Annotated in this window: 20 protein-coding genes and 3 pseudogenes; 5 read left to right on the top strand and 18 right to left on the bottom strand. The window is 43.6% G+C overall.

Annotated features, from left to right (window positions below):
* Nucleotides 1-41: 41 nt before the first annotated feature.
* Both msrB and AC5FEC_RS02940 read right to left on the bottom strand, forming a co-directional pair.
* Complete coding sequence (gene msrB / locus AC5FEC_RS02945; RefSeq protein ID WP_493661240.1) at nt 42-977, bottom strand: peptide-methionine (R)-S-oxide reductase MsrB; 936 nt, start codon at nt 975-977, stop codon at nt 42-44.
* Nucleotides 978-1119: 142 nt separating this feature from the next.
* Nucleotides 1120-2058, bottom strand: coding sequence for a dihydroorotate oxidase (locus AC5FEC_RS02940; RefSeq protein ID WP_493661256.1), 939 nt, complete (start codon nt 2056-2058; stop codon nt 1120-1122).
* A gap of 235 nt (nt 2059-2293) precedes the next feature.
* On the opposite strand from AC5FEC_RS02940, the gene gdhA reads away from it, so the two are divergent.
* Nucleotides 2294-3640: an NADP-specific glutamate dehydrogenase gene (gene gdhA / locus AC5FEC_RS02935; RefSeq protein ID WP_493661239.1), complete on the top strand. Its 1347-nt coding sequence runs from the start codon at nt 2294-2296 to the stop codon at nt 3638-3640.
* Between the two features lie 73 nt (nt 3641-3713).
* Here gdhA and AC5FEC_RS02930 read toward each other — a convergent pair whose 3' ends face one another.
* The 11 genes and pseudogenes from AC5FEC_RS02930 to AC5FEC_RS02880 form a co-directional block, all read right to left on the bottom strand.
* The gene (locus tag AC5FEC_RS02930) at nt 3714-4451 is read right to left on the bottom strand and encodes a M15 family metallopeptidase (RefSeq protein ID WP_493661238.1); all 738 of its coding nucleotides are present in this window, start codon (nt 4449-4451) and stop codon (nt 3714-3716) included.
* Nucleotides 4448-5137 carry a histidine phosphatase family protein gene (locus tag AC5FEC_RS02925; protein WP_037617905.1) on the bottom strand — a complete coding sequence of 230 codons (690 nt, stop codon included), beginning with the start codon at nt 5135-5137 and terminating at the stop codon, nt 4448-4450. Before AC5FEC_RS02925 ends, AC5FEC_RS02930 begins: the two co-directional genes overlap by 4 nt.
* Before the next feature lie 166 nt (nt 5138-5303).
* A complete protein-coding gene (locus tag AC5FEC_RS02920; RefSeq protein WP_148880502.1) occupies nt 5304-5804 on the bottom strand; it encodes a phosphatase PAP2 family protein in 501 nt (166 codons plus the stop codon).
* 188 nt (nt 5805-5992) lie between these two features.
* Nucleotides 5993-6300 (bottom strand): annotated as a pseudogene (locus AC5FEC_RS02915) (P-loop NTPase family protein); the annotation flags it as partial.
* 378 nt (nt 6301-6678) lie between these two features.
* Nucleotides 6679-7830, bottom strand: a complete 1152-nt coding sequence (locus tag AC5FEC_RS02910; RefSeq protein ID WP_493661237.1) for a DUF4352 domain-containing protein — start codon at nt 7828-7830, stop codon at nt 6679-6681.
* A 190-nt stretch (nt 7831-8020) separates the two neighbouring features.
* The gene (locus tag AC5FEC_RS02905; protein WP_493661236.1) at nt 8021-9778 is read right to left on the bottom strand and encodes an ABC transporter ATP-binding protein; all 1758 of its coding nucleotides are present in this window, start codon (nt 9776-9778) and stop codon (nt 8021-8023) included.
* Nucleotides 9768-11534 (bottom strand): ABC transporter ATP-binding protein, encoded by a 1767-nt coding sequence (locus AC5FEC_RS02900; RefSeq protein WP_493661235.1) that lies wholly within the window; start codon nt 11532-11534, stop codon nt 9768-9770. The genes AC5FEC_RS02905 and AC5FEC_RS02900 overlap by 11 nt, the downstream gene beginning before the upstream one ends.
* On the bottom strand, nt 11527-11985 hold the full coding sequence (locus AC5FEC_RS02895; protein ID WP_037617894.1) for a MarR family winged helix-turn-helix transcriptional regulator: 459 nt from the start codon (nt 11983-11985) through the stop codon (nt 11527-11529). The genes AC5FEC_RS02900 and AC5FEC_RS02895 overlap by 8 nt, the downstream gene beginning before the upstream one ends.
* 157 nt (nt 11986-12142) lie before the next feature.
* Entirely contained in the window at nt 12143-12553 is a 411-nt protein-coding gene (locus AC5FEC_RS02890; RefSeq protein WP_493661234.1) for a peptide deformylase, read from the bottom strand.
* 49 nt (nt 12554-12602) lie between these two features.
* Nucleotides 12603-13502 (bottom strand): fructokinase ScrK, encoded by a 900-nt coding sequence (gene scrK, locus AC5FEC_RS02885; RefSeq protein ID WP_493661233.1) that lies wholly within the window; start codon nt 13500-13502, stop codon nt 12603-12605.
* 159 nt (nt 13503-13661) lie between these two features.
* Nucleotides 13662-15548 carry a sucrose-specific PTS transporter subunit IIBC gene (locus tag AC5FEC_RS02880; RefSeq protein WP_493661232.1) on the bottom strand — a complete coding sequence of 629 codons (1887 nt, stop codon included), beginning with the start codon at nt 15546-15548 and terminating at the stop codon, nt 13662-13664.
* Between the two features lie 195 nt (nt 15549-15743).
* Between AC5FEC_RS02880 and AC5FEC_RS02875 the strand changes: the two genes are divergently transcribed.
* Both AC5FEC_RS02875 and AC5FEC_RS02870 read left to right on the top strand, forming a co-directional pair.
* The gene (locus AC5FEC_RS02875; RefSeq protein WP_493661231.1) at nt 15744-17198 is read left to right on the top strand and encodes a sucrose-6-phosphate hydrolase; all 1455 of its coding nucleotides are present in this window, start codon (nt 15744-15746) and stop codon (nt 17196-17198) included.
* Nucleotides 17179-18144 (top strand): LacI family DNA-binding transcriptional regulator, encoded by a 966-nt coding sequence (locus tag AC5FEC_RS02870; RefSeq protein WP_037617884.1) that lies wholly within the window; start codon nt 17179-17181, stop codon nt 18142-18144. Before AC5FEC_RS02875 ends, AC5FEC_RS02870 begins: the two co-directional genes overlap by 20 nt.
* Nucleotides 18145-18286: 142 nt before the next feature.
* Here AC5FEC_RS02870 and AC5FEC_RS02865 read toward each other — a convergent pair whose 3' ends face one another.
* A complete protein-coding gene (locus tag AC5FEC_RS02865) occupies nt 18287-22060 on the bottom strand; it encodes a pullulanase (protein WP_493661230.1) in 3774 nt (1257 codons plus the stop codon).
* Nucleotides 22061-22331: 271 nt separating this feature from the next.
* Between AC5FEC_RS02865 and AC5FEC_RS02860 the strand changes: the two are divergent.
* Nucleotides 22332-22591 (top strand): annotated as a pseudogene (locus AC5FEC_RS02860) (helix-turn-helix domain-containing protein); the annotation flags it as partial.
* Nucleotides 22587-22735: pseudogene (locus AC5FEC_RS02855) on the top strand (IS30 family transposase); the annotation flags it as partial. The pseudogenes AC5FEC_RS02860 and AC5FEC_RS02855, both read left to right, overlap by 5 nt.
* A gap of 485 nt (nt 22736-23220) precedes the next feature.
* Here the strand turns inward: AC5FEC_RS02855 and nusB are convergent.
* The 4 genes from nusB to AC5FEC_RS02835 form a co-directional block, all read right to left on the bottom strand.
* Nucleotides 23221-23646: a transcription antitermination factor NusB gene (gene nusB, locus AC5FEC_RS02850; RefSeq protein ID WP_493661229.1), complete on the bottom strand. Its 426-nt coding sequence runs from the start codon at nt 23644-23646 to the stop codon at nt 23221-23223.
* Nucleotides 23639-24028: an Asp23/Gls24 family envelope stress response protein gene (locus AC5FEC_RS02845; RefSeq protein ID WP_037617879.1), complete on the bottom strand. Its 390-nt coding sequence runs from the start codon at nt 24026-24028 to the stop codon at nt 23639-23641. The genes nusB and AC5FEC_RS02845 overlap by 8 nt, the downstream gene beginning before the upstream one ends.
* 30 nt (nt 24029-24058) lie before the next feature.
* Complete coding sequence (gene efp / locus AC5FEC_RS02840) at nt 24059-24619, bottom strand: elongation factor P (protein ID WP_037617878.1); 561 nt, start codon at nt 24617-24619, stop codon at nt 24059-24061.
* 61 nt (nt 24620-24680) lie between these two features.
* Nucleotides 24681-25742, bottom strand: coding sequence for a M24 family metallopeptidase (locus tag AC5FEC_RS02835; RefSeq protein WP_493661228.1), 1062 nt, complete (start codon nt 25740-25742; stop codon nt 24681-24683).
* Nucleotides 25743-26141 lie beyond the last annotated feature (399 nt).

Here is a 26141-nt window from a genome sequence, read left to right as displayed (position 1 = left end):
AAAATTTTGTCAATTTTCACAAAAAAGGCCTTAAAAGCCTTTTATTTCATATATGTGAGCAGATAGCCATAGCCCTCTTTTTCCATTTGCTCTTTTGGGATAAATCGCAGAGCTGCTGAGTTGATGCAGTAACGCAGGCCACCCAATTCCTGAGGCCCATCGGCAAAGACATGGCCTAGATGGGCATTACCAGAACGGCTACGCACCTCAATCCGCTCCATACCGTGGCTCTTATCTTCATAGTACCTGACGACATCCTTGGCAAGAGGACGAGCGAAGCTAGGCCAGCCGCATCCTGACTCAAACTTGTCAGCCGCAAAAAAGAGTGGCTCCCCAGTTGTCACATCAACATAGATTCCTGCGTCAAAAGTAGCATTGTAGGCATTCTGGAAGGGGTGCTCCGTCGCACTCTGCTGGGTCACCTGATACTGCTCTTCGGTCAGCTTGTCTTTCAGCTGCTGCTGGCTAAGTTTGGGATAGCGACCAACATCCACCAAAGGCTGTGTAACATCATTGACATTGATGTGGCAATAGCCAGTCGGATTTTTCTTGAGATAGTTCTGATGGTAGTCCTCAGCTAAGATATAATGCTTCAGAGGTTCTAACTCTACAGCTAACTTTTGTCCAAGCTGCTCCTCCTGCTCCGCAAAAACCTGCTCGATAATGGACCGATCCGCTTCACGGACGTAGTAAACGCCAGTCCGATACTGGCGTCCCACATCATTTCCCTGCTTGTTGACTGACAGAGGATCAATAACCCGGAAATAATAGAGCAGGAGCTCCCGCAGACTAAGCCGCTTTTCATCATAGGCTACTTGCACCGTTTCCGCATGGTCGGTCTGGTGTATCAGTTGATAATTAGTGGATTCCACTTGGCCATTGGCATAGCCTACTGTCGTCTCCTCAACACCCTCAATCCGAGAAAAATATTCTTCTAAGCCCCAGAAACAACCGCCTGCTAGATAAATTTCTGCCATAAAAACACCTCATTTCTTTGTGTCTATTTTCTCATAAAATAGTGAACTTTTATAGAATTTTGATTAGGAGATTCCTAGAAATCATAAGAAAAGGGCAGGAAAATAAACTCATCCCACCCAATAACATGCTTGCTTTGACAATTTAGTCTTCAATATATTTCAGTTTCCCTCGGAAATCGTCCAGACTTTCATAGCCTTTTTCTTCCATAATCGCCTTGAGTTCTTCAGTGATGCGCTCAAAGGCCGCCACACCTTCCTTATGAAGGGTCGTTCCTACCTGCACCATGCTGGCACCACAGAGGATATGCTCAAAGGCATCGCGCCCAGTCAAGACACCACCGGTACCAATGATTTGGATTTCTGGTTTCAGGCGTTGGTAAAAGGCATGGACATTAGCCAGAGCCGTCGGTTTGATATACTGGCCGCCAATACCGCCAAAACCATTTTTCGGACGAATAACCACTGACTCATCTTCTATATAAAGACCATTTCCGATCGAGTTGACACAATTGACAAACTTGAGCGGATATTTGTTGAAAATCGCAGCAGCTTGGTCAAAATGCACGATGTCAAAGTAAGGAGGCAGCTTGATACCTAGCGGTTTGGTGAAATAAGCAAAAACCTCTGACAAAATCTTTTCCGTTGTTTCAAAATCATAAGCAATCTGTGGCTTGCCAGGGACATTAGGGCAGGAGAGATTGAGCTCGGTAATCCCTTTAAAATCACTTGCCTGAACTTTTTTGAGAATAGTATGAGTCTCATCTGGCGACATGCCAACCAGCGAGAGGAAAAAGGTCCGATCTGGCTCGCTTTCCTGTAGCTCCAGCAGGTAGTCCAGATAGTAGTCTAAACCATTGTTGGGCAGCCCCATAGAATTGATGGAGCCTAGGGGAACATCCTGATAGCGAGGCTCTGGGTTGCCCTGACGGAAGTCCAATGTCGCCGTCTTGGTCACAAAAGTTCCTGCAGCAGAGTTTTTAACTTCTTCTAACTCTTCGACTGTCATACAGGCCACTCCTGCTGCGTTCATAAGACAGTTATCAAATTCAAAACCCGCAATTTGTGTCTTGGTTGTCGTCATCATTTTGACCTCATATTCCTTAGTTTTCTTCTATTATATCATTAAAGTTCCTCCTATAAAGAGTTTATCCCATTTTTCTACTAAAATGTTCGGTATTTACCTCCCTAATTTTTAAGAATATTTCAGAAAAAATATCGTGGGAATTTTCAGAAAATTCAACTTTTTTCTTTACAAGCGGGAAAATCTCTGCTATAATTGACCCCGTAAGAATACAATCTTTCAAAGGAGAATCACCATGACAACTGCTAAAGAATATATACAAAGCACTTTTGAAACTGTAAAAGCCCGCAACGGACACGAGGCAGAATTCCTCCAAGCCGTTGAAGAGTTTCTCAGTACGCTTGAGCCAGTCTTTGAAAAGCATCCTGAATACATCGAAGAAAATATCTTGGCCCGTATCACTGAGCCTGAACGTGTGATTAGCTTCCGTGTTCCTTGGGTGGACCGCGAAGGTAAAGTACAAGTTAACCGTGGTTATCGCGTGCAATTCAACTCAGCAGTTGGTCCTTATAAAGGCGGTCTGCGTTTCCACCCAACTGTAAACCAAGGGATCTTGAAATTCCTCGGATTCGAACAAATCTTTAAAAATGTTTTGACTGGACTTCCAATCGGTGGAGGTAAAGGTGGATCAGACTTCGATCCTAAAGGAAAGACTGATGCCGAAGTCATGCGCTTCTGCCAAAGCTTCATGACTGAATTGCAAAAATACATCGGACCATCACTTGACGTCCCAGCCGGCGATATCGGTGTTGGTGGACGTGAGATTGGTTACCTTTACGGGCAATACAAACGTCTTAACCAATTTGATGCGGGTGTCCTGACTGGTAAACCTCTTGGATTTGGTGGTAGCTTGATTCGCCCAGAAGCTACTGGCTATGGTTTGGTTTACTACACTGAAGAAATGCTCAAAGCTAACGGTAACAGCTTTGCTGGTAAAAAAGTGGTTATTTCTGGCTCAGGTAACGTTGCTCAATACGCTCTGCAAAAAGCAACTGAACTTGGTGCTACCGTTATCTCTGTGTCTGACTCAAATGGTTATGTTATTGATGAAAATGGTATCGACTTCGACCTCCTAGCAGATGTGAAGAATAACCGCCGTGCTCGCTTGACAGAATACGCTGCTGAAAAAGCTACTGCTACTTACTATGAAGGTTCTGTCTGGACTTACGCTGGTAACTACGACATCGCTCTTCCATGTGCCACTCAAAATGAAATCGATGGGGAAGCGGCGAAACGTTTGGTTGCCCAAGGAGTTAAAGTCGTTTCTGAAGGTGCTAACATGCCGAGCGACCTTGATGCTATCAAAGTTTACAAAGAAAACGGAATCCTTTATGGTCCTGCTAAAGCTGCCAATGCTGGTGGTGTAGCTGTATCCGCTCTAGAAATGAGCCAAAATAGCCTGCGCCTATCTTGGACTCGCGAAGAAGTTGACGGCCGTCTCAAAGACATCATGACCAACATCTTCAATACAGCTAAAACTACTGCTGAAACTTATGGACTTGGCAAGGACTATCTTGCTGGTGCCAATATTGCAGCCTTTGAAAATGTAGCCAACGCCATGATCGCCCAAGGTCTGGTTTAAAATAAAAAAGTTAAAAATCAGCTGCTCAAACGAGCAAGCTGATTTTTTATCTATAAATTAGTCCAGAAAAAACTCACTTATCTACAGCTTCTAAAAGAGCTAGGTATTCTTCTAAGACTAAATGATGCTTTTGCATGTATTGAGCAGATTTTACGCCGACATAGCGATAGTGCCAATTCTCAAAATCCACTCCAGTAATATCGCTTTTCCCCTCAGGATAGCGTAGAATAAAGCCATATCTGGGAGCAATTTCCGCAATCTTATCGGCCACTTCATCTTCCTGACCTTCTGGCTCACTCATATCAATAGCCAAGCCTGTCTGATGTTCGCTGGCGCCAGGAATCTGAATTCGTTTTTGCACCTCTTGTTCCGCTTCTTGTCGAGAAAGCCCCTCTTCCTCTGCCAAGGCTAGGGCTTCTTCATAAATTTCTGCCTGCTCCGCTCGACTTCGATAGCCCGAAATCAAAGTTTCTCCCGATGCAATTTTCTGTGCTGCGGCCAAGAATTTTCTGGTATTTTCAGCAATACGGCTGTCTACCTGAATATCATCAATTTGAGTCAATTGAGGGGGCGCATCTTCCTGAAGGTGGCTACGATTGACCAGTATCAATTCCCAGTCATCAACTGAAACATTGGGTAAATTCGACTCCAAGACCTCAAGATTTTCATCAGCAGGTTTTTGGACATGTTGATCCTGCCCTTGAAATAGCCACAAAGCAACTAGCAATCCAAGCCCAAGCCCTAAAAACAAGACCCAGTTTATCAGTCGATACAAAGAAAAGTTTTTCTTAGCATGGTGACCTCTTTTCAAGCTTCTGCCTCCAGCTCCTCTTTTCCAACTTCACGGTAGGACATATCTCCAACACAAGCAACACTGAATTTCCCGTCTTCATAATCCACTATGGTCACAGAACCATTATCAAGTCCATGAGGGCGGCTTCTGTTTATCAAATAGACGAAGGTTCCGATGGTCATTCCATGGCTAACAACCAAAGCATTGCCACCACCAGAAGCCTCCAGCTCTTCAGCAATAGCTGAGAAGCCTTCCCAAATGCGGCTGCTGAGTTTTTCCCAGTTTTCTGCCCAACCAGCTGTATCCACCTCAACCAAACCTTCAGCCAATTCGGCATAGCTGAGCTGGTGAACATGCTCGACATTAAAGACCCGAGGCATGACTCCCATAAAGAGCTCACCGTCATATCCCCCGTCAAAGCTGCCAAAGCACCACTCGCGGATGCGCTTGTCAAACCTATAAGGAATCTTTCCAGTCAAGCCCAGCTCTTCCAGGATAATCCCCATTGTTTGAATCGTCCGACCTGAATCACTGGATCTAGCTAGTTTAAAATCAATACCCGCTTTACGCAAACCAATCCCCAATTCACGGATACCGCGTTCGCCTTCTGCTGTCAACGGAGTATCGCTCCAGCCCTGAGCTCGCCCGATTGTATTAAACATCGTTTTGCCGTGACGGATTAGGTATAATCTTGTTTTTGCCATACACTTACCCCCTTATTCTCCTCTCATTATATCACTTTTCTGAGAAAAAGCATTTTCTTACATCATACTCCAGAAAAATCAATCGAAAGAAGATATAAGTGAAATTGGACAAATCAAAAGCTACACCACGCAACTTTGATGTAGCAAAATAGGAAAAATGACATCTTCAAAAAAGATATAGAAGGCTGCCAACTAAAAGCCCGCAGGCATAGCCGACCAGGACATCCTTAGGATAGTGAACTCCACCAAGCACTCGAACCAGTGCTAAAAGCGCCGTCAAAAACAGCAATATGAAACCAAACCAAGGAGATAGTGACAAGGCTGACATGGCAATAATCGTAGAGGAAAAAACATGACGGCTGGGCATGGATTCCCCAGACACATCCTTAGCCAGTAAGGGACTGAAGTCCCAGCTCTCATAAGGCCGAGGCTGGTTGATACGCTGACGAACCAGCGACAAAACAATAAACCCCGCCGCCGGTAGCAAGAGATAAAGCAGCAACCCTCGCCAGGTTCCAACCAGATAGGCATTGAATAGCACTCCAGCATAAACCAAGGGCATGAGCAGGGTCATCAATCGGTTAAAACAAATCAAAACTTTGAGTAAGCTGGGACGTCGCCGCAAGGGAGCTGTCAGCTTTTGATAGAAAACACGATAATCTTTCATCTTATCCTTCATACTTTTCAAACATTTGCTCTGGAATCTTGCTCTAGACCAGCAGGGGTATACGACTCTTGTCAAAAGCCATCATTAAAACCTCTATTTCCATGAGCTTCTCCATTTCTACTATCTACTATACCATACTAAAAACAGAGTTCCAACCATTCAAATTGCTAGAGTTCAATTTTTATATTTTAGCTTGCTTCTTGCTTTTCCTCAAACCGACTCTTGTAAAGGTCAGCATAGAAGCTATAAACCGCCATGTGCTAGTCATGGTTGCCCTACTCAATGATATGCCCATCGCGCACGACCAAGATCAGGTCCGCATTGCGAATAGTGGTCAGCGGTGATCAGCGACAAAGAAAGTCTGGCCTTCCATGAGTTTGTCCATAGCTTTTTGAATCAACTCCTCTGTCCGCGTATCCACCGAAGAAGTCACCTCGTCCAAAATCAAGAGCAGCTCATTTTTTAACAGCGCATGCGCAATGGTCAACAGTTGCTCAGCTACTTTGGAAAATTCAAAAAGCACTAGCAACTGTACCAACTCCTGCTCACCCATTTTTAAGAGAAGCAGGATGAAAAATTCTTTGGCGTACTTCCCGATAAGCTCCAATCGTAAAATCCTATTTTTAAAACTTCATCAAAGCCCAAAAGAAGAGGAACAACACTCCAGATTTCCCCATTTTAACGCTAACCAATATTCTCATGAAAGTCCTCAAGCCGAATGCTTTTGGATTTCGCAATGTCGACAAATTTAAAACAGACATTTGCTGAACTTTAAACATCTAAAAAGAGAAGACCCAGCAGGTCCTCTCTAGATTCTCGCTTCTCACCAACCCACCGCGGTTAATAATAAGACGAATTTACTTTCCTTTGAGCATTAATACAGACTTCCACTGAAGGAGCGGACAAGGTATTTATACCCATAATCATCTGAGCTATCGACAACCCATTTGCCATCTTTTTTCGTGAATTTCAGCTCATAACCTTCAGATTCCATATACTTAGGTGTAACCAAAGGAATACTGTCAAACTGACTAGGCGCTTGCTCTAAAATATATTTCTCTGCTGCCTTATATGCATCGTTGTAATCAGAATATTCTGCTCGATGCTCATTAACAAATTTAGAGACCAAGTCGTAAGTCCGAATGTTTTCTAAGCCAATCGTTTCTGGTCTAACGTAAACTATCGCACTTTCTGGCAAGAAAGAAGACACTTGGTAAGTTACTTTTGCACGTTTCGCATTCATTTTAGTGTATGCTTCAGCAAATGTCCGCAATTCAGCTTCTGATGGCGTGTAGTAAGAGAATTCTTCCCCAAACTCTTTGGTAAAGCTTGTCATGAAATTAGCTCGATCTTTCTCCAAGTCTCCTCCTAGAACAAATTGATCAGCTTTGCCTTCTTTTTTCTTGTCATCATTTTTTGTTGTCAAGGTTGTCACAACCGCTTGATCGGACTGCTTCGAACTCACATTTTCTGCTTTTCCTGAAGCGTCTCCACTCAAGAAGACTTTTTCTACATATTCTTTAGCCAAGTCTTCCATTTTATCCACATTATCCGCATACTTTTTAGCATCAACTTTGATGGTGACTTCTTCTGGCTCTTTCTTGCCAATATCTGTGTACAGAGGAGAATAATGAAGTTCGTAAGTATCCTTTGGATTTACTTCAAATACTACATAACCACTGACGCTCTTATCCTTAGCAACCTTTTCATAAGACATTGTTTTGAACTTGTCACTAGAATCATAGACATTGATCGAACTAATTTTTTCATCATCAGAATTATAAAGAGTGATGTCATTATCACTGATATATAATTGTTTATTACTCTTATTTTTAATTTCAACATTCAAAGCTAGATACTTAGAATCCGAAGACTCATCTTTGGGCAATACATAAGTACCATCCTTAATTTTCACTTCAACATGATTATTACCAGAGACACCGTTCCCACCCGTTTTTTTAGGAGCACATGCCACCAGCAGAACTACAGCTAAAGAGATGACAAGATAGTTAAAAAATTTTTTCATGATTTCCTCCCTAAGATATACTAAAATTTATAACTATTTTATCATATTTTTATAAAACTGTAAATGTTGCTTAAATAAAATACCACAAAATCTAACTGTTAAATTTCCAATGAAGCGACCGATGCACTAGTTACAGAAAAAGCACAACCTAAGCCGTGCCATTCTATAGTAGACTATTTCATTGCTAAATTTAAGCTACTTCGCCTTCCTCAAACTGACTGTTGTAAAGGTCTGCATAGAAGCCATGCTGCTCCATGAGTTCATCATGATTGCCCTGCTCGATGATATTTCCATCGCGCATAACCAAGATGAGGTCTGCATTGCGGATAGTGGATAGGCGGTGGGCGATGACAAAGGAAGTCCGTCCTTCCATGAGTTTGTCCATAGCCTTTTGGATCAGCTCCTCCGTCCGCGTATCCACAGATGAAGTTGCTTCATCCAATATCAAGAGCGGTGCGTCTTTCAGTAGAGCACGAGCGATTGTCAGCAACTGCTTCTGACCGACAGACAGACTGACCGTATCATCCAGCACCGTGTCATAACCCTTTGGCAAGGTTTGAATAAAGTGATGAACTCCGACTGCTTTGGCTGCTGCAATGACCGCTTCATCCGTGACATGCTCCTGATTATAAATCAAGTTCTCTCGGATAGTCCCCTCAAAGAGCCAGGTATCCTGCAAGACCATTGAAAAGGCATCGTGAACCTCGGAACGTTTCATATTCTTAATATCTATTCCATCAATGGTGATGCGTCCTTTGTCAATTTCATAGAACTTCATCAGCAGATTAACGATGGTCGTCTTACCAGCACCAGTCGGTCCGACAATAGCAATCTTCTGTCCAGCCTTGGCCTGAGCTGAGAAATCATGAATAATGGTCTGGTCTGGCTTGTAGCCAAAGAAGACCTCTTCAAAAGCCACGTCTCCCTTAACCGTCTCCAGCTGGCGCTCCTTATGGTCATCAGCTTCCATTTCTGCCTCATCCAGGAACTCAAAGACCCGTCCCATAGCTGCACCAGCCTGTTGCAAGACAGTGATTCCTTGGGCAATCTGTGACAGAGGCTGAGAGAAAGTCCGCACATAGACCATGAAGGCTACGATAACCCCGATACTGATGGAACCATCAATTGCCAGAGCCGCACCGACCAAAATAACCAGCACATAGGCAAAGTTTCCTGTGAAAATCATGAGCGGCATCATGATTCCTGAGATAAATTGAGATTTCCAAATACTATTATAGAGATTGTGATTAAGGACCGCAAAGCGCTCCTTTGACTGCTCGATAGCATTGTAGCTAATAACGACATTATGACCGGAGTACATCTCTTCTACATAGCCGTTAACAGCGGCTAGATTGTTTTGCTGGGCAGTGAAATACCCTTGAGACTTGCCCATAATCAGACCAACAAAGACAAAGCCCAACAGACTAGCAATGATCGTTACCAAGGCCAAGATCCAGTTCATGAAGAACATGGTCAAGACCACAGCCACTAAGAGCAGGCTAGAAGAAATAACACTTCCTAAACTCTGGTTAAGAGACTGGCCGACCGTATCCACATCATTGGTCACGCGCGACAGAGTATCTCCCTGAGAATGACCATCGAAATAGCCCAGCGGCAGTTTATTAATCTTCTCCGCAATGGCCGTCCGCAGCCGCTTGGAGAAATACTGAATCACCGAACTAATGATAAAAGACTGCCCATAGTTTAGCAAAGCTCCAGCTGCATAGAGTACCGTCAGCAGAAGGGCAATCTCTGACACAGCTTTTAAATCAATGCTGCTGCCCAGACCCTCTGAGATAAGATTGGTAATTTCCTTTAGTTTATTTGGTCCATAAACCGTAATAATGTTTGACAAGACAGCTCCCACAAATGCCAAAGCAAGAGGAAGCTGGAAGCCTTTGAGATAAGGCTGCATCTGGCTAAATAATGAAGACTTCTTATTTTCCATTTTCTAATTCCTCCTTGGATAGTTGTGAGTAGGCAATTTCTTGATAGACCGCGTTATTTGCCAAAAGCTCTCGGTGGGTACCTTGACCAACCACCTTACCAGCATCCAAGACCAAGATTTGATCCGCATCCATGATGGTAGAGATCCGCTGTGCCACGATTAGCTTGGTCATATCCTGTGTCCGCTCGGCCAGTTCCTTGCGCAAAATGCGGTCTGTCTTATAGTCTAGGGCTGAGAAGGAATCGTCAAAGATGAGGATTTCTGGCTTGCGAGCCAAGGCTCTAGCAATCGCCAAACGCTGACGCTGCCCACCAGAAAAGTTGGTTCCGCTTTGAGCTACTTTGGACTTCAAACCTTTTTCCTTTTCTTGGACAAATGGATTGGCCTGAGCTAGGTCAAGAGCTTCCCACATTTTCTTGTCATCCAGCGGGCTTTCTTTGCTTTGACCGAAGTCCAGATTGCTCTCAATATCGCCAGAGAAAAGCACCGCCTTCTGCGGGATATAGCCGACCTTATTATGCAAGTCTTCTAGCTGGTAATCCTGAACATTGACACCATCTACCAGAATATCTCCTTCTGTCACATCATAGAATCGAGGAATGAGATTGACCAGCGTAGACTTTCCTGAACCAGTCGAGCCGATAAAGGCTACAGTGTCACCAGCCTGCGCTGTAAAGCTAACATGCTCAATGACCGCTTCTGAATTCTTGGAATAGCGGAAGGACACATCGCGAAAGACCACTTCTCCCTTGCTATCCGCTGCTGCCTTAGGCTGTTCCGGACTTACGATAGATGACTGCAGACCCAGCACTTCATTAATCCGGCCAGCGGATACAATGGTCCGAGGCAAGACGATGAAGAGGGCCCCCATGAGCAAGAATCCAATCACAATCTGCATAGCATAGGACATAAAGACGACCATGTCACTGAAGAGCGACAGACGTTCCTGCAGCCCAGCCTCCTGAATCAAATAAGCACCAATCCAGTAAATCGCCAGAGTCAAACCACTGGAAATCCCCATCATAACAGGATTCATCATAGCCATCAAGCGGCTGATGAAGAGATTCAGTCGGGTTACTTGATCGTTAGCTGCCGCAAACTTCTCATCTTGATAATCTTCAGCATTGTAGGCCCGGACTACGCGAATTCCCGTCAAACTCTCTCTAGTGATACTGTTTAGCTTATCAACTAAACGCTGTGCAACCGACTGCTTGGGAAAGGCAAGTGTCATCAAGACTGCTGTCATCAGGATATTGACTATAACGGCAATGAGAACCGCCATCAGCCAACTCTCTGACTTGCCGATAATCTTAGTCATAGCCCAAATCGCCATAATCGGTCCCCTGGTCACCACCTGCAGCCCCATGGTAATTAAGGTCTGTATCTGGGTAATGTCATTCGTCGTCCGAGTCAGCAGACTAGGGATTGAAAATTTCTTAATCTCCGTCTGTGAATAATCCAGCACACGGTTGAAAATATCGCTCCGCAGACTCTGCGTAAAACTGGCAGCTAGACGAGCTGCAAAAAATCCAACTACAGTAGCAGACAAAAAGCTGGCAAAGGACAAGCCAACCATTTTCAGCCCAGGTTCCCACAAATCCGCTAAAGCCGTTCCCTGCGTCTGCAGCAGCTCCGTAATCGCCGAAATATAGGTCGGAACCTCTAATTCTAGATATACTGTCAGGCAAGTGAAGAGTACACTGAGTAGAATCATGCCCACTTCCCTTGCCGTCAGCCGTTTAAATAACTTAAACATCTTTTCCTCCATTTTCTAGACTTTCGATATTTTGATAAAATTTAGTCAGCACTTGAGAAAAAATCAGTAATTCCTGCTCAGAAATCCCCTCCAAAAGACGACGGTCCATTTCATCAAAAAAGTCACGAATCTTCCTCATGTTCTCCTGAGACTGCGGAGTGAGACGGATATATTTAGCCCGCTTGTCTGTCTTGCTCATTTCCAACTGGATAAAGCCATTCTTCTCCATCCTTTTCATTAGGTTGCTGGCCACCGACTTGGAAATATCCAACTCCTGCTCAATATCCTTGATAAGAGTGTCCTTCCCCTCTTCCGTACGACAGGCAACAATACGCAAAACTTGCCCCTGTGGCCCAGCCATGAACTCAATACCTTGGTCTTTGGCAAGCTTTTCTACCATCAGCTGCATTCGCCGGCCAAAGTGTTTCATTTCTAATAACGGCTTTTCCATTCAAACTTCCTTTCTATATTAGTTCTCGAGAGAACTAATTGGTTTTCATGAGAACTATTTTATCACAAAAAAGATAGATGTCAAGAAAAAAGTTTCTATGAGAACCATTTTTGTGATAAAAAAATTCAGCCTCAGAACAGCTGAATTTCTTTCCTTATCAAATCAAAATTCCTTCCAAATGATCCAATTCGTGCTGGCAGATTTGCGCTGGAAAATCCTCTAAAGTGATAGTCTTCTTTAGCCAATTCTGATCCAGATATTCGATCGTGATTTTCTGATAACGAATGGTTGACCGACTTCCAGTCAAAGACAGACAGCCTTCTTCCGTCTGGTAAAGCCCTGATTTCTGGATGAGAATAGGATTAAACATGACCATGGGCAGCATGCCATACATAAAAATAATCACTCGCTTTTGAACACCGATCATGTTGGCCGTAAGACCGACACAAGACTCTCTATGAGCCAACAAGGTATCCTGCAAATCCTGAACCAAGAATAGATCAGCTTTCGTGGCAGGGACTGATTTTTGCTGTAAAAAGAAAATATCCTTGACAATCGCTTTTTGCATATTTCACCTCAGATAGAAGAGGCCTGACATTTCAGACCTCTTGTTTTACCTATTTTGCGTGGCGTTCGCTGACTTCTTTTGCTAGGACAAAATTCCCCAATGTAGCAGAGCCATTTCCCGCTACAGCTGGTGTGACAAGGTAATCCCGCACATCTGGAACAGGGAGATAGTCATTCAGGAGAACTGTAAATTTCTCACGAACGCGGTCTAGCATATGTTGCTGCGCCATAACACCGCCACCAAAGACAATGACATCTGGACGGAACGTCACCGTCGCTTGAATAGCTGCCTGCGCAATATAATAGGCTTGAATATCCCAGACAGAGTTATTGAGCTCAATATTTTCACCCCGTACACCTGTCCGCGCCTCTAAGCTAGGGCCAGCCGCCAAACCTTCCAAACAGCCATTGTGGAAAGGACAAACGCCATTAAAGCCTTTTTCTTCATCCATCGGGTGCTTGGCTACATAATAGTGTCCCATCTCAGGGTGACCCGTTCCGCCGACAAATTCACCACGCTGAATGGCGCCAGCGCCAATTCCTGTTCCGATCGTATAATAAACCAGATTTTCAATGCGGCCGCCAGCATTGTTGCGAGCTACAACTTCACCATAAGCAGAGCTATTAACATCTGTCGTAAAGTAAATTGGTACATTCAAAGCACGACGAAGTGCTCCTACGATGTCCGCATTCGCCCAATGTGGTTTTGGAGTCGTCGTAATGTAGCCATAAGTTTCAGAATTAGGGTCAATATCAATAGGACCAAAAGAACCGACTGCCAGACCCGCTAGATTGTCAAAACGAGAGAAAAAGGCAATCGTTTTATCCAGTGTCTCAATCGGCGTGGTTGTAGGAAACTGTGTTTTTTCTACAACATTGAAATTTTCATCGCCCACAGCACAAACAAATTTCGTCCCGCCAGCTTCTAAACTTCCGTACAATTTTGTCATTTCAACACCTCTTGTATTGTTTATACTTTATTATAGCATATTTCCAGATTGAAAATTGCTCTATATTTTAGATTTTCCTCTGTAAATCTTAACACTCAAGAAAAAACGAACAAACATGACATTTGTTCGTTTTCTTTTGCTGATTTTTGATAAGTAAGACTAGGCTTTCACTTCAATAATCGCATCGCCTTTGGCTACTGCACCTGTCGCAACTGGCATCACAGAAGCGTAGTCAGCTGTATTGGTCACGATGACCATAGTTGTGTCATCCAGACCAGCTGCCGCGATTTTAGCTGAATCAAAAGTTCCAAGAACATCGCCAGCTTTGACTGTAGAACCTTGAGACACTTTTTGGTCAAATCCTTCGCCATTCATAGACACTGTGTCAATTCCGACGTGGATAAGGATTTCAGCACCATTAGCAGTCTTCAAACCATAGGCATGACCGGTGGCAAAAGCAATCGTCACTTCTGCATCAGCTGGGGCATAAACAACACCTTCAGTTGGTTTAATCGCAATCCCTTGTCCCATCGCTCCACTTGCAAAGACAGGGTCATTGACATCAGCCAAAGCCACAGCTTGACCAACGACTGGAGAAATGATTGTTTCATCTTGAAGAGCTGCTGGGATATTGCCAGTTGTTTCTTCTTCAACTAATTTTTCAGTTTCAGCTTTTTCAGTTACAGTTTCTTCATCTTCGTAACCAAACATATAAGTAAGGGCAAAACCAAGGGCAAATGATACAGCGACCATCAGGATGTATTGAACAAGTTGTCCATTACCGATGTAAAGCATTGTACCTGGGATAATGGTGATACCATTACCAGTACCAGCAAGCCCAAGGATAGAAGCCAAGCCACCACCGATGGCACCAGCAATCAATGAAAGGAAGAATGGTTTGCGGTAACGCAAGTTAACCCCGAAGATAGCAGGCTCAGTAATACCAAGGAAGGCAGAAAGAGCAGCTGGGAAAGCAAGAGTTTTCAATTTAGGATTTTTAGTTTTGACACCAACGGCTACAGTCGCAGCACCTTGAGCTGTCATAGCTGCTGTGATGATAGCGTTGAATGGGTTGGCATGGTCAGCAGCAAGCAATTGAACTTCAAGCAAGTTGAAGATGTGGTGAACACCTGATACGACGATCAATTGGTGAACTCCCCCGATAAGTAAACCACCTAGACCGAATGGCAAACCAAGGATAGCTTTTGTACCAATAAGGATGTAGTTTTCAACAACGTGGAAGACTGGTCCGATGACAAAAAGTCCAAGAATAGACATCACTAAAAGGGTTACAAATGGTGTGACCAAGAGATCAAGAACATCTGGAACAACTTTGCGGACCATTTTTTCAAACTTAGCTCCGACAACCCCGATAATGAAGGCCGGCAGAACAGAACCTTGCAATCCGACAACCGGAATGAAACCGAAGAACTGCATTGCAGTCACTTCACCACCAGAAGCAACAGCCCAAGCATTTGGAAGTGAACCTGAAACGAGCATCATACCAAGAACGATACCAACTGCTGGATTTCCACCGAATACGCGGAAGGTTGACCAAACTACCAGACCTGGGAGAATAATGAAGGCTGTATCAGTCAAGATTTGAGTATAGGTGGTTACATCTTCTGGGAGTGTCATACCAAGCGCAGTTAACAGTCCACGAACCCCCATGAAGAGACCAGTCGCTACGATAACTGGAATGATGGGTACGAAGACATCACCAAAGGTACGGATAGCGCGTTGGAACCAATTCCCTTGCTTGGCAGCTTCAGCTTTCATTTCAGCTTTTGATGACGTTGGCAAGCCAAGCGCTACAACTTCTTCATAAATTTTGTTAACCGTACCAGTACCAAAAATGATTTGGTATTGACCTGAGTTAAAGAAGGCTCCCTGAACTTTTTCCAGATTCTCGACTGTATCCTTGTCGATCTTCTCTTCATCTTTTACCATGACACGCAAACGAGTCGCACAGTGAGCTACACTGTTGACATTCTCACGTCCGCCCAAGGCTTCGATGACTTTTTTTGCAATTTCAGTATTATTCATTTGCAAACATCTCCTTATAAAATATTGTAAAACTTTTTGAAAGCGATTTTACCGCCTTTACAAATATTATTTTATCACAACTTTAAAATATGTCAAGCGTTTTACAGAAATTTATTTTTTTTTAATGTTAAAGGTTGATTTTTGAGCGGAAAACGTTTACTATAGAAGTAAGAAAAATAATTGGAGGACAAAAGATTGGCTTGGACTACTGAAAAACGCTACAGACGTTACGAAGATTGGACTGCAGAAGAACTGCAACAGATTAATGACAATATCGCTAAATCTCCTTGGCGGGCCACCTATCATGTGGAGCCCACAACTGGGCTTCTGAATGATCCAAATGGCTTTTCATATTTTGACGGCAAGTGGATTGTCTTCTACCAAAACTTTCCCTTTGGAGCAGCCCACGGGCTAAAATGCTGGGTACAGCTTGAAAGTGATGATTTAGTGCATTTCACAGAAACTGGTGTGCGAGTGCTGCCAGATACGAAACTGGATAGCCATGGTGCCTACTCTGGTTCTGCTATGCAGTTTGATGACAAGCTTTTCCTTTTTTATACTGGAAATGTTCGTGACGAAAATTGGGTGCGCCACCCTTATCAAATCGGAGCATTGCTGGATAAAGAAGGGAAAATCGAGAAGATTGATAAAGTCTTGATTGAGCAACCGGCAGAAGCAACCGATCACTTCCGCGATCCACAGATTTTTAATTATAAGGGACAGTTCTATGCTATTGTCGGCGGACAAAATCTGGATAAGCAAGGCTATGTCAAGCTCTACAAGGCTGTGGACAATGACTACACCAACTGGGAAACCCTTGGTGACTTGGACTTTGATAATGACAAGACGGCCTACATGATGGAGTGCCCTAATCTGGTCTTCATTAATGACCAGCCAGTCCTGCTCTATTGCCCGCAAGGCCTGTCCAAGGACGTTCTGGACTATGATAATATTTATCCAAACATGTATAAGATAGGTCAATCGTTTGACACAAAACAAGCAAAAATGCTCAATCCAAGCCCGATTCAGAATCTGGATCATGGCTTTGAGTGCTACGCGACTCAGGCTTTCAATGCTCCTGACGGCCGAGCTTTTGCTGTCAGCTGGCTAGGTCTGCCAGATGTGGAATACCCGTCTGACCGCTTTGACCATCAGGGAACCTTCTCACTAGTAAAAGAATTAACTTTAAAAGATGGCAAACTTTATCAATACCCAGTCGCAGCCATCAAGAATTTACGAGCGGAAGCTCAACCTTTCACTGCGCTGGATAAGAGCAAGAATAGCTACGAGCTAGAGCTGAATCTCGCTGCAGACACCGAACATGAAATCGTCCTCTTTGCAGATAAGGACGGCAAGGGTTTAACCATCAAATTCGATCTCAAGGCTGGGCAAGTGACCGTCGACCGCAGTCAGGCAGGGGAACAATATGCCCTAGACTTCGGAAGCAGCCGCAGCACCAGCCTTGACACCAAAGATACAACTGTCAATGTCTTTATTGACAAATCCATCTTTGAAATTTTTATCAATAAAGGAGAGAAAGTATTTTCCGGTCGCGTCTTCCCAGCTGAAGACCAGACAGGCATTGCCATCACCAAGGGCAATCCGACCGGTGCTTACTATGAATTAGATTATGGTCGCAAAACTAACTGATGTAGCAAAACTGGCAGGGGTCAGCCCCACAACCGTTTCCCGCGTTATCAATAGAAAAGGTTACTTATCCAGCAAAACTATCTCTCGGGTCGAGGAGGCTATGCGGGAGTTGGCCTACAAACCTAACAATCTGGCGCGCAGTCTTCAGGGCAAGTCCGCCAAGCTGATTGGACTTATTTTCCCGAATATTAGTCACATTTTCTATGCTGAGCTGATTGACAAGCTGGAACACGAGCTCTTTAAGCAGGGGTATAAAACCATTATCTGCAACAGCGAGCATGATTCCGATAAGGAGCGCGAATACATTGAGATGTTAGAAGCCAATCAGGTGGACGGCATCATTTCCGGCAGCCACAACCTAGGAATCGAAGACTACAATCGCGTAACAGCCCCCATCATTTCTTTTGACCGCAACCTTTCACCCGATATTCCGGTGGTGTCCTCGGACAATTACGCTGGTGGGGTACTAGCTGCTCAGACTCTGGTCAAAGCAGGCGCTCAGAATATTATCATGATTACTGGCAATGATAACTCCAACTCACCAACAGGCCTGCGCCATGCTGGCTTTGCCTCTGTCCTGCCAGATGCTGCTATCATCAATGTTTCCAGTGACTTCTCACCCGTCCGCAAAGAAATGGAAATCAAGCACATTCTGACCCACAACAAGCCGGATGCAATCTTTGCTTCAGATGATTTGACAGCCATTTTGGTGATGAAAGTCGCTCAGGAACTGAACATACAGATTCCTGAAGATTTAAAAATCATCGGCTACGACGGAACCTATTTTGTTGAAAATTATTATCCTCAACTGGCTACGATTAAACAGCCCTTGAAGGATATTGCCAAACTCTCAGTAGATTTACTGCTGAAAAAAATTAATAATCAGGAAGTACCCTCAACTGGCTACTTCCTGCCAATCAGCCTACTTCCGGGCAAAAGCGTGTAAACTTTATATAGCGACGCAAGCCCGTATTACTGAAAAAAGACGACTTCCAAAATAGAAGTCGTCTTTCTTTATCTATCGTTCATTCGAAACAGTGATTTCTCACAAAGCTACACAAGGAAGCATTGTACTGCAGAGTCAATGGTTACTGTCTCTTTCTAAAAGTTAGCAGGCCGGCTAAGAATATCAGGAAGCCACCTAGAACTGCCAATAGAGAAGCTCTTGTGCCAGTTTTTGGCAAAGTTTTTTCGGCCTGACCGGTCGCTTCTTTTACCTCTGAGACCCCTGCAGCAAGAGTTTTTTGTCCGTTTGATGATAAAGCTTGGGTGCTATTTTTAGCTGAAGCAGCAGACTGTTCTTGTTGAATGTCTTTAGCGGTGTCTTGAGGTTTTTCTTCTTGAGCAGGATTCGCCTTTTTAATCCGAAAAATTGTCGCTGTCAGCGGAGCTAGAGTCAAGCCATTACTGTTTCTAGTGACACCAGCTGGATTCGAAATAGCTGTGACTCCTGCGGTATTGCCATCAGCCACAACCTCTGCGCCTGCTAGATGTTTGTAGGCTTCACCAAAGTTGAAGCTTCGTGCCTTCTTGTCTGCATTGACAAAGACAGCATAAATATCGCCATTTGAAGCAACCACTTGGTAGCCGAGAACAAGATCTTCTTTCTCAACGCCATCCTTGCCAGGCTGGGTAATGAGAGTCACATTTTGATCCACTTCTGCTTTGGAACTGCGAGTGAAGGCGTCCGTTGATTTCCGCAGACTAATCAAGCCCTTCATATAGGCACGGCTCTTGGCATTTTCAGGGAATTTCTCCGAATCAGTCGCCTTGGCCCAATCAAAATGATTGACCGCGTCACTTGAATCATAGGAATCATGAATGAAATAGGGGTAATCAAACGGCGTGCCGTCCTCATTGGTCAACAAATGCGCTTTGTTTGGAACCTTGTCTTCGGAAACAGGATATTTATAGGCAGGATCGCGGAATTGCTTGGTCCGGCCGTATTCTTGACCAGAGTGGATAAATGGAGTTCCTTGCGAAGTCAGCATCATCAGATTTCCTAGGCGCAGACGGCGATGAATCTCTTGATTATTAGCAGCGACTGCCGGATCTTTCTTGATTGACTGGGCAATGATATCAAAGAGGGTCAGATTATCATGGGCCGCAATGTATTGGATCACATCCCCTGGGCTATCTGCCTCAAAATTAGTTGGCTGCGCCTTGATGTTTTTGAAGACATTTTCTACATTTCGTTTACCGCCAGTGATAAAGGCTGGCGTTCCTTCATTAGGGTAACCAGATTTCAAGGTATTACGAATGTCATCTGAGAAGACAGCTACTGTGTCTGTTGACTTCATCCAAGACTGGTCAGCAGGCTGGACAGCTTTATTTTCATCACCTGCATAAGTCTTCCAGCCCTCACCCAGCATAATGAGGTTTGGATTGAGCTTTTTAGCTTCTTCAAAGGCTTTTTGGATGGACTCTGCGTCATGGTCCCCCATCATATCAAAGCGGAAACCATCTATCTTGTACTGCTCTGTCAGGTACTTGATCGAATCTACCAAGACCCGTCTGCTCATATAGTGGGTAGTCCCCAAGCGGCCGCCACCAAAGCTAGTTCTCGGCGTCCCATCCGCATCCATAAAGTGGTAGTAATTTGGCTCTAAATCTTCAAAGATAGATGTCTTGGCCGTATGATTATAGACCACATCCATGATAACGCCCATACCACGCTTATGAATTTCATTGACAAGATTTTTGAATTCCTCAATGCGCTTGGCTGGGTCTGTCGGCGCGCTGGAGTACATGCCCGTCAGTGAGAAGTAGTTTTGCGGGTCATAGCCCCAGTTGTAGTTGCTGTTGCTGGAAGCATACTTGTCCATGCGCTCAGCATTTTTCAGCTCATTTACAAAGTAGTAACTCAGAACTGGCAAGAGCTGAACGTGGGTCACTCCTAGTTCTTTTAAATAATCCAATTTCTCAATGAAAGCTGAGAAGGTTCCAAACTGAGATTTCAAATCCTTTGAAATAGCTGGATCTGAAGTAAAATCACGGACATGTGCCTCGTAAATCAAAGCATCTTCCCGCTTCTTAAAGTTCGGAATATTGGCATAGGTCAGGTCTTTTGGTCCATATTCACTTGGATCTACAAAGGCTGCCTTGGCAATCTTGTAGGCATCCCCCTTATCCGCATCTTCACTGTTCCAAGCAGCTAAAGACTTGGCATAGGGATCCAGCACAAGAACTTTTTTGCCGCCGCGAGTAATTTCATAATGATAGAAGTACCCACGATAGTCAGAAATTCCTAGACCGCTCTGAGGTGTCAAACTGCTGGTCCATGTTCCAGATTCACCTTTCTGCATAGCCAGACGCCCAACGACCTTGTTCTGATCTTCCTTGTCATAGACCACCAAATCAACTTGGTCCGCACTTGGTGACCAGAAGGTTACATCTACTTGTTTGCCCGCTTGAGAAACACGCGCGCCCAATTCGCCATCATACTTGTAAATACTGTCCTTCAGTTGCCAATTCATGCTGGTTTTGAATTGATCATTGCCATATTTGATAAGGTAAGGGGACTGAGCTTGGTTAAAATCACCGATTAACTTTGCGCTTTTATTCTTAGGATCCAGAACCACATCTTTAACAGCGACTTCTCCGCCATCCTTATTGGTAATTTTTAGATTTTTCAGAATATCTTCTTTTTTAGCATTTTCTAAGGTAGAGAAAGTCGCCTCAATCTCTGTCAAGCTAACATGCTGGGCTCCTGTCATGCGGATATCATTGACAAAGTAAGGATTGGTATAAACCGTTGGATCCGCATCACGCAAGAAAATCTGGCTGGTCTTACCCAAATTTGCAAAATTATAATCCTGATTTTGAATCTTTACATCGTCGCCGGACTTGCTTTCATCTAAAAGCAAGAAACCAATCATCTTTGCAGCCTCTTTCAAGGGAACATCAACATAGCGACCGTATTTCCCAGTTTTCTCAAAGTCCACGCCGTCAGGCCAATTTTGACCTGGATGTTGCACATCTCCCCAGAGCCAGAGGGATTTCTTATCATACTGACCATCTGTGCGATAATAGTTGATCCGAAGCATTCCTTCTTTCAAAGGCTCGGAGGTATGAGGATTATAGTCTTTATCAAACCAAACCTCATTCATCTGAGGGCTCAGCAGCTCAACTGTCTTATCACCTGTAATGTTTTGGCCTGCCGTATTGTTGATTAAGAGACTAATCTTGCTTCGTTTTTCAGCCATCTTGACATCAAGGTAATAGCCATAATCATCTTTTTTGGCTGTTGCAAAGCTGGTCGCTCCAGTCGGCCAGCCTCCCTTTTGACTAGAAGGTGTTTCAACATCATCCCAAGTCCACAGACCTAAGCTATCCAGATTCTGCGATGGTAAGGTTTTGAAATGGAAACGAATATGACCTTCTTCAATAGTAGCTTTTGCAGAAGCTTCCGAAGCAAGTGGCTGACTAACAACCTCTTGTTTGTCTTTTTCACTAGACACTGCAGCTTCCGTTGCTTCCTGCCCAGCTGCTTCTGGAGCTGCACTAGCTCCTTTCAACTCCTGTACCTCTGTATTTTCAGGAGATTGACTTGGCACCGCCTCTGCTAAAGCAGCTTGCCCTAAGCTTCCCTGTTCTGAACTTTCTTTTTTAGCTGAACTATCCACTTCCTCGGCTTTTGCTTCACCTGCTGGCTTAGGCAAAGCTTCCGAATTAGCAGCTGATACTGCTTCCGTTGCAGGACTAGTCGCAGCGTTTGTTTCATCCGCTTTGGCTAACTGGGCACCTCCAAAAAGGAAGCTAGATGCAATTACGACAGATGCTACTCCGACTTTTAAGCGACGAATCCCAAAATAATGACGCTTTTCACTCGTCCGAGACTGTAGATGATAGTTTCTTTTCATAAATAAAAAAACTCCTTTATTTTTTCCTATAGAAAATACGTATGCAAACGTTTTCTGTATTTATTATACAGATTATCTATTGAAATGTAAAGGTTTTCAGATATCATTTTTTATTCCAAAACTTTATGTATGATTTCAGATTCCTTTCAAAGGATAAGCAAGTATCATTTGAAGTTTTAACTCTTGAATATACATTATAAGTGCACAATAAAAACTCATAAGATTTTCTAGTAAAATAGAATTGAGCCAACTAGTTACGAAAGGAAATCTTATGAGCTACCACCATTTTACCATAGATGAACGCGAAACTATTCTGATTTACCGTACAAAAGGACTGAATTTTTCTCAAATCGGAAAATTACTTCATCGTCATCCTTCCAGCATTAGTCGGGAATGGAAACGTCATACTAAACTCCCAACAAAGCACAAGCAGCTTATAAACTTGCAAAATCACATTGTGGGCGAAAGAGAAAGCTTGAAATAGATCATCATTTAAGTAATACTGTCAAACACCTTTTTCTCGATCGCCAATAGTCTTCTTCGTGAGGGTTTCCTGAAGAAAACTGATTTGGCAACAATTACTGAAAAATCGCTTAATGATACCTACTGGCTATTAATCATCGTCCCAGAAAATGCCTGAGTCACAAGACAGCATTTAAAGCACTTAGAGATAAAGTTTTAAAAAGGTTGTACTTTTTATTTCAATTTATCCCCAAAAAATATATCCTCTTGCTAATTCTTCCTCCTCTCCTTCAAAAGGAAAAGACACAAAATTTTCCCCTCATCTGACACTTACTTTTGACGACAGGTTGACCGAAGAGCGATTTCTCCTATAAACATATATGAAAAGAGTGTCCTTGACCTAGATTACCATGAAACTATAGCAAAAATTACCAGCCGAGCTCTAAGTTCCCACGAAACTATAGAAAAAGCGACCAGCCGAGGTCTAGGTTGCCATGAAACTATAGGAAAACGGCCAACCGAGGTCTAGGTTGCCACAAAACTATAGCAAAAGTGGCCAGCCGAGACCTAGGTTGCCGTTAACATATAGCAAGATAGGCTGTTCCAGCCATAGACCTCTATAACGGAAGCTTTTCTACAGTTTGTCTGCAACTACAACTGGCAAAAAGTAAAAAAGACTGAGGCAGGCGCCCCAATCTTCATTCTTCAGTAATAAATTGACTCAAAATTCCATTGATAAACTTACTTGATTTTTCATCTGAGAATTTTTTTGCTAACTCAATCGCTTCGTTGACAGCGACAAGCTGCGGAGTTTCATCATATTCCACTAGTTCATACAAACCTAAGCGCAGAATATTTTTTTCTACTAGAGTCAAGCGATCCAGGGTCCAGCCAACCTTCAAATACCGACCAATCTTGTCATCTAACTCGCTCTTGGATTGCATGACGCCATTGACCAGATTGAGCAAGAAGACAGGGAGTTCAACTTGCTCCTCTTCTTCCTTATCGTGTAGATAAGCAAAGCGGCAAGCCTCAACTGTATCTCCATCATATTCCAAGCTCATTAAAGCCTGAAATGCTCTCTCCCGTAAATCACGTCTTGAATCTACAATTACCTTACTCATTGAGGAAATCCTCATCAAATAGATCTTTCAAATCTGGTTTTGGAGATTTTTCTGGGACAATGCCTGCAACGTGAATATTCACCGCTGACAGTTCCACCTCAGCCATATCATTAACAGCGCTTTTGACCGCTTTTTGAATCGCAACTGCAACTGTTGGCACACTGATACCGTACTCCAGATACAGGTAGATGTCAACGGTCACATCGCCGCTTTCATCAGTATGAAGAGCGACACCGCGTCCCAGCGTGCGCATAGAGAGGCTGTCTGACATGCTTTTATTCGCAAAAGAATGAACGCCCTCCACCTTTGCCGTAGCAATGGCAATGATTTTTTCCAAAACTCGTGGCGCAATGACGATTTCGCCTAATTGTTCGTTTGCCATAAGAATTCCTTTCTATCTGAAAGAGTGAAATTACGCACGAGAAACGTAAGTTCCTTCTGCAGTGTTGATAATCAGTTTTTGACCAACTTCGATGAAGTCAGGTACGTTGACGACAAGACCCGTTTCAAGAGTAGCTGGCTTACCAGAACCTGTTACAGTTGCGCCCTTGATTGACGGTTGTGTGTCTGTTACGACCAATTCAACAGTTGTCGGTACTGTTACACCAATCACTTCTGTTCCATAAAATTGGATTTTCACGTCTGAGTTTTCAAGGATGAATTTCAGCTCTTCTTCTACATTGACTACTGGAATTTCGTATTGGTCATAGGTCTCAGTATTCATGAAATAAGCTGTATCATCCATTTGGTACAAGTATTGTGCTGGTACTGTTTCGATAATCGCTTGTTCAAATTTTTCTTCTGGACGGTAGCTAGTATCAAAAGTAGAGCCTGTACGGACATCACGCAATTTCATACGCATGATTGTATTTCCCTTACCTGGTTTGTGGTGACTTGCTTCCAACACGCGGATGAGTTTTCCATCTGCTGTTTCAAAAGTCATTCCAGCTCTCAGCTTGCTTGCTTCAATCATTTGTTTTTTACCTCTTTAATAAATAATTTACTCTTTATTGTACCATAAAGCCTGATAATTCTCAAATAACAATCAACTCTTTCGGCGCAAGAGTCAAGACTTCACAGCCTGTTTCGGTGATGAGAAGATCGTCTTCGATACGGACACCGTATTTCCCATCCAGATAAATCCCTGGCTCATCTGTCAGAACCATACCCGCTTCAATCGGCTCTTCTGACTTGCCAAAGTAAGGAATCTCATGAATGTCCAGACCGATACCGTGGCCAATCCCGTGGCTGAAGTAAGGACCGTAGCCAGCATCGTTAATAATCTGACGCGGAATCCGATCAAAGTCAATGCAGCTGAGGCCGGCCTTAGCCACCTCTATCAAAGCTTGATTGCTGCGAAGAACAATATCATAAATCTCCCGCTCCTCATCTGTCACCTGCCCCACATGAATGGTTCGTGTCATATCGCTGACATAATGATTGTAGTAGCAGCCAAAGTCCATGGTCAGAGTTTCACCCTTCTGAATCACCTTGTCACTGGCCACACCATGAGGCATAGCAGAGCGGTAACCCGAAGCAATGATAAAGTCAAAGGAAGCACCTGAAGCACCTAGCTGGCGCATGCGAGCGTCCAAAAAGTTCATGACAGCCAACTCCGTCGTCTCACCAGGCTTGATAAAGTCCAGCACATCCAAGAAGGCTTGATCCGAAATCTGGCAGGCCTTGCGAATGGTCTCGATTTCCTGGGCATCCTTAATCATGCGCAGCTTTTCAATAAAACCTGTCATCGGCACCAGTTCATGACCAGCAAAAACACTTTCCAGCATTTTAAAGTAAGCATAGGAAATCTCATCATCAAAACCGATTTTTTGCAGCTTGTCGTCCGCAACGATTTTGGCAATTTCCCCAATCGCATCGCGCGTTTCCATAATGTCAAAGCCCTGAACTACTCCTTTAGCAATCAGGGTATAGCGCGCATCCGTCAGGAAAATTCGGCGCTTTTTACTGATGAAAACCGTCGCTTCTGTCCCGCTGAAACCAGTCAGATAGTAAATATTCTTCAGATTTGTCACTAGGACAGCATCACATTCCGTCTGAGCTAATGCAGCTTCAAACTTTTCAACTCTTGATATCATTCAATACCTCCATGAAATAACTAAGCTTATTATATCAAAAAACAAGTCAAATAGGGCATTTTTTAATAAGCCTTATCTGGGACTTAGAATCCAACGAGCATTCTTCGACACGGAAAATCCCCGTCTTTAGAAAAGAACAGGGATTTTTGATGAATTATTTTGGAACTAGAATATCTATAGTGGGTAAATCCATTGTTGATAAGATGGACCTTTTGAGCGTACAAAAAGTTCCATAGGATTTATAACAAAAAGTTATCAAACTATCTTTGGAAAGGCTTATATAGAGCGACTTAAGGATATCATAGTTTTAATCGGATAGAAAGATAAAAAATATCAAAATTTTCTCTGCCTAACAATTTCAAACTGTCCTTAAAACCCTTCCCAAATATAAAGATTACA

This window comes from Streptococcus sp. STC1396, assembly GCF_058933875.1.
Note: the sequence above shows the minus strand (reverse complement) of the source record. Positions and strands in the feature narration are given on the sequence as shown.

Excerpts from the sequence above, each read along its gene's own strand:
- msrB (WP_493661240.1), bottom strand. The coding sequence starts at position 977 with ATGGCAGAAATTTATCTAGCAGGCGGTTGTTTCTGGGGCTTAGAAGAA.
- AC5FEC_RS02940 (WP_493661256.1), bottom strand. The coding sequence starts at position 2,058 with ATGACGACAACCAAGACACAAATTGCGGGTTTTGAATTTGATAACTGT.
- gdhA (WP_493661239.1), top strand. The coding sequence starts at position 2,294 with ATGACAACTGCTAAAGAATATATACAAAGCACTTTTGAAACTGTAAAA.
- AC5FEC_RS02925 (WP_037617905.1), bottom strand. The coding sequence starts at position 5,137 with ATGGCAAAAACAAGATTATACCTAATCCGTCACGGCAAAACGATGTTT.
- AC5FEC_RS02920 (WP_148880502.1), bottom strand. The coding sequence starts at position 5,804 with ATGAAAGATTATCGTGTTTTCTATCAAAAGCTGACAGCTCCCTTGCGG.
- AC5FEC_RS02910 (WP_493661237.1), bottom strand. The coding sequence starts at position 7,830 with ATGAAAAAATTTTTTAACTATCTTGTCATCTCTTTAGCTGTAGTTCTG.
- AC5FEC_RS02905 (WP_493661236.1), bottom strand. The coding sequence starts at position 9,778 with ATGGAAAATAAGAAGTCTTCATTATTTAGCCAGATGCAGCCTTATCTC.
- AC5FEC_RS02900 (WP_493661235.1), bottom strand. The coding sequence starts at position 11,534 with ATGTTTAAGTTATTTAAACGGCTGACGGCAAGGGAAGTGGGCATGATT.
- AC5FEC_RS02895 (WP_037617894.1), bottom strand. The coding sequence starts at position 11,985 with ATGGAAAAGCCGTTATTAGAAATGAAACACTTTGGCCGGCGAATGCAG.
- AC5FEC_RS02890 (WP_493661234.1), bottom strand. The coding sequence starts at position 12,553 with ATGCAAAAAGCGATTGTCAAGGATATTTTCTTTTTACAGCAAAAATCA.
- scrK (WP_493661233.1), bottom strand. The coding sequence starts at position 13,502 with ATGACAAAATTGTACGGAAGTTTAGAAGCTGGCGGGACGAAATTTGTT.
- AC5FEC_RS02880 (WP_493661232.1), bottom strand. The coding sequence starts at position 15,548 with ATGAATAATACTGAAATTGCAAAAAAAGTCATCGAAGCCTTGGGCGGA.
- AC5FEC_RS02870 (WP_037617884.1), top strand. The coding sequence starts at position 17,179 with ATGGTCGCAAAACTAACTGATGTAGCAAAACTGGCAGGGGTCAGCCCC.
- AC5FEC_RS02865 (WP_493661230.1), bottom strand. The coding sequence starts at position 22,060 with ATGAAAAGAAACTATCATCTACAGTCTCGGACGAGTGAAAAGCGTCAT.
- nusB (WP_493661229.1), bottom strand. The coding sequence starts at position 23,646 with ATGAGTAAGGTAATTGTAGATTCAAGACGTGATTTACGGGAGAGAGCA.
- AC5FEC_RS02845 (WP_037617879.1), bottom strand. The coding sequence starts at position 24,028 with ATGGCAAACGAACAATTAGGCGAAATCGTCATTGCGCCACGAGTTTTG.
- efp (WP_037617878.1), bottom strand. The coding sequence starts at position 24,619 with ATGATTGAAGCAAGCAAGCTGAGAGCTGGAATGACTTTTGAAACAGCA.
- AC5FEC_RS02835 (WP_493661228.1), bottom strand. The coding sequence starts at position 25,742 with ATGATATCAAGAGTTGAAAAGTTTGAAGCTGCATTAGCTCAGACGGAA.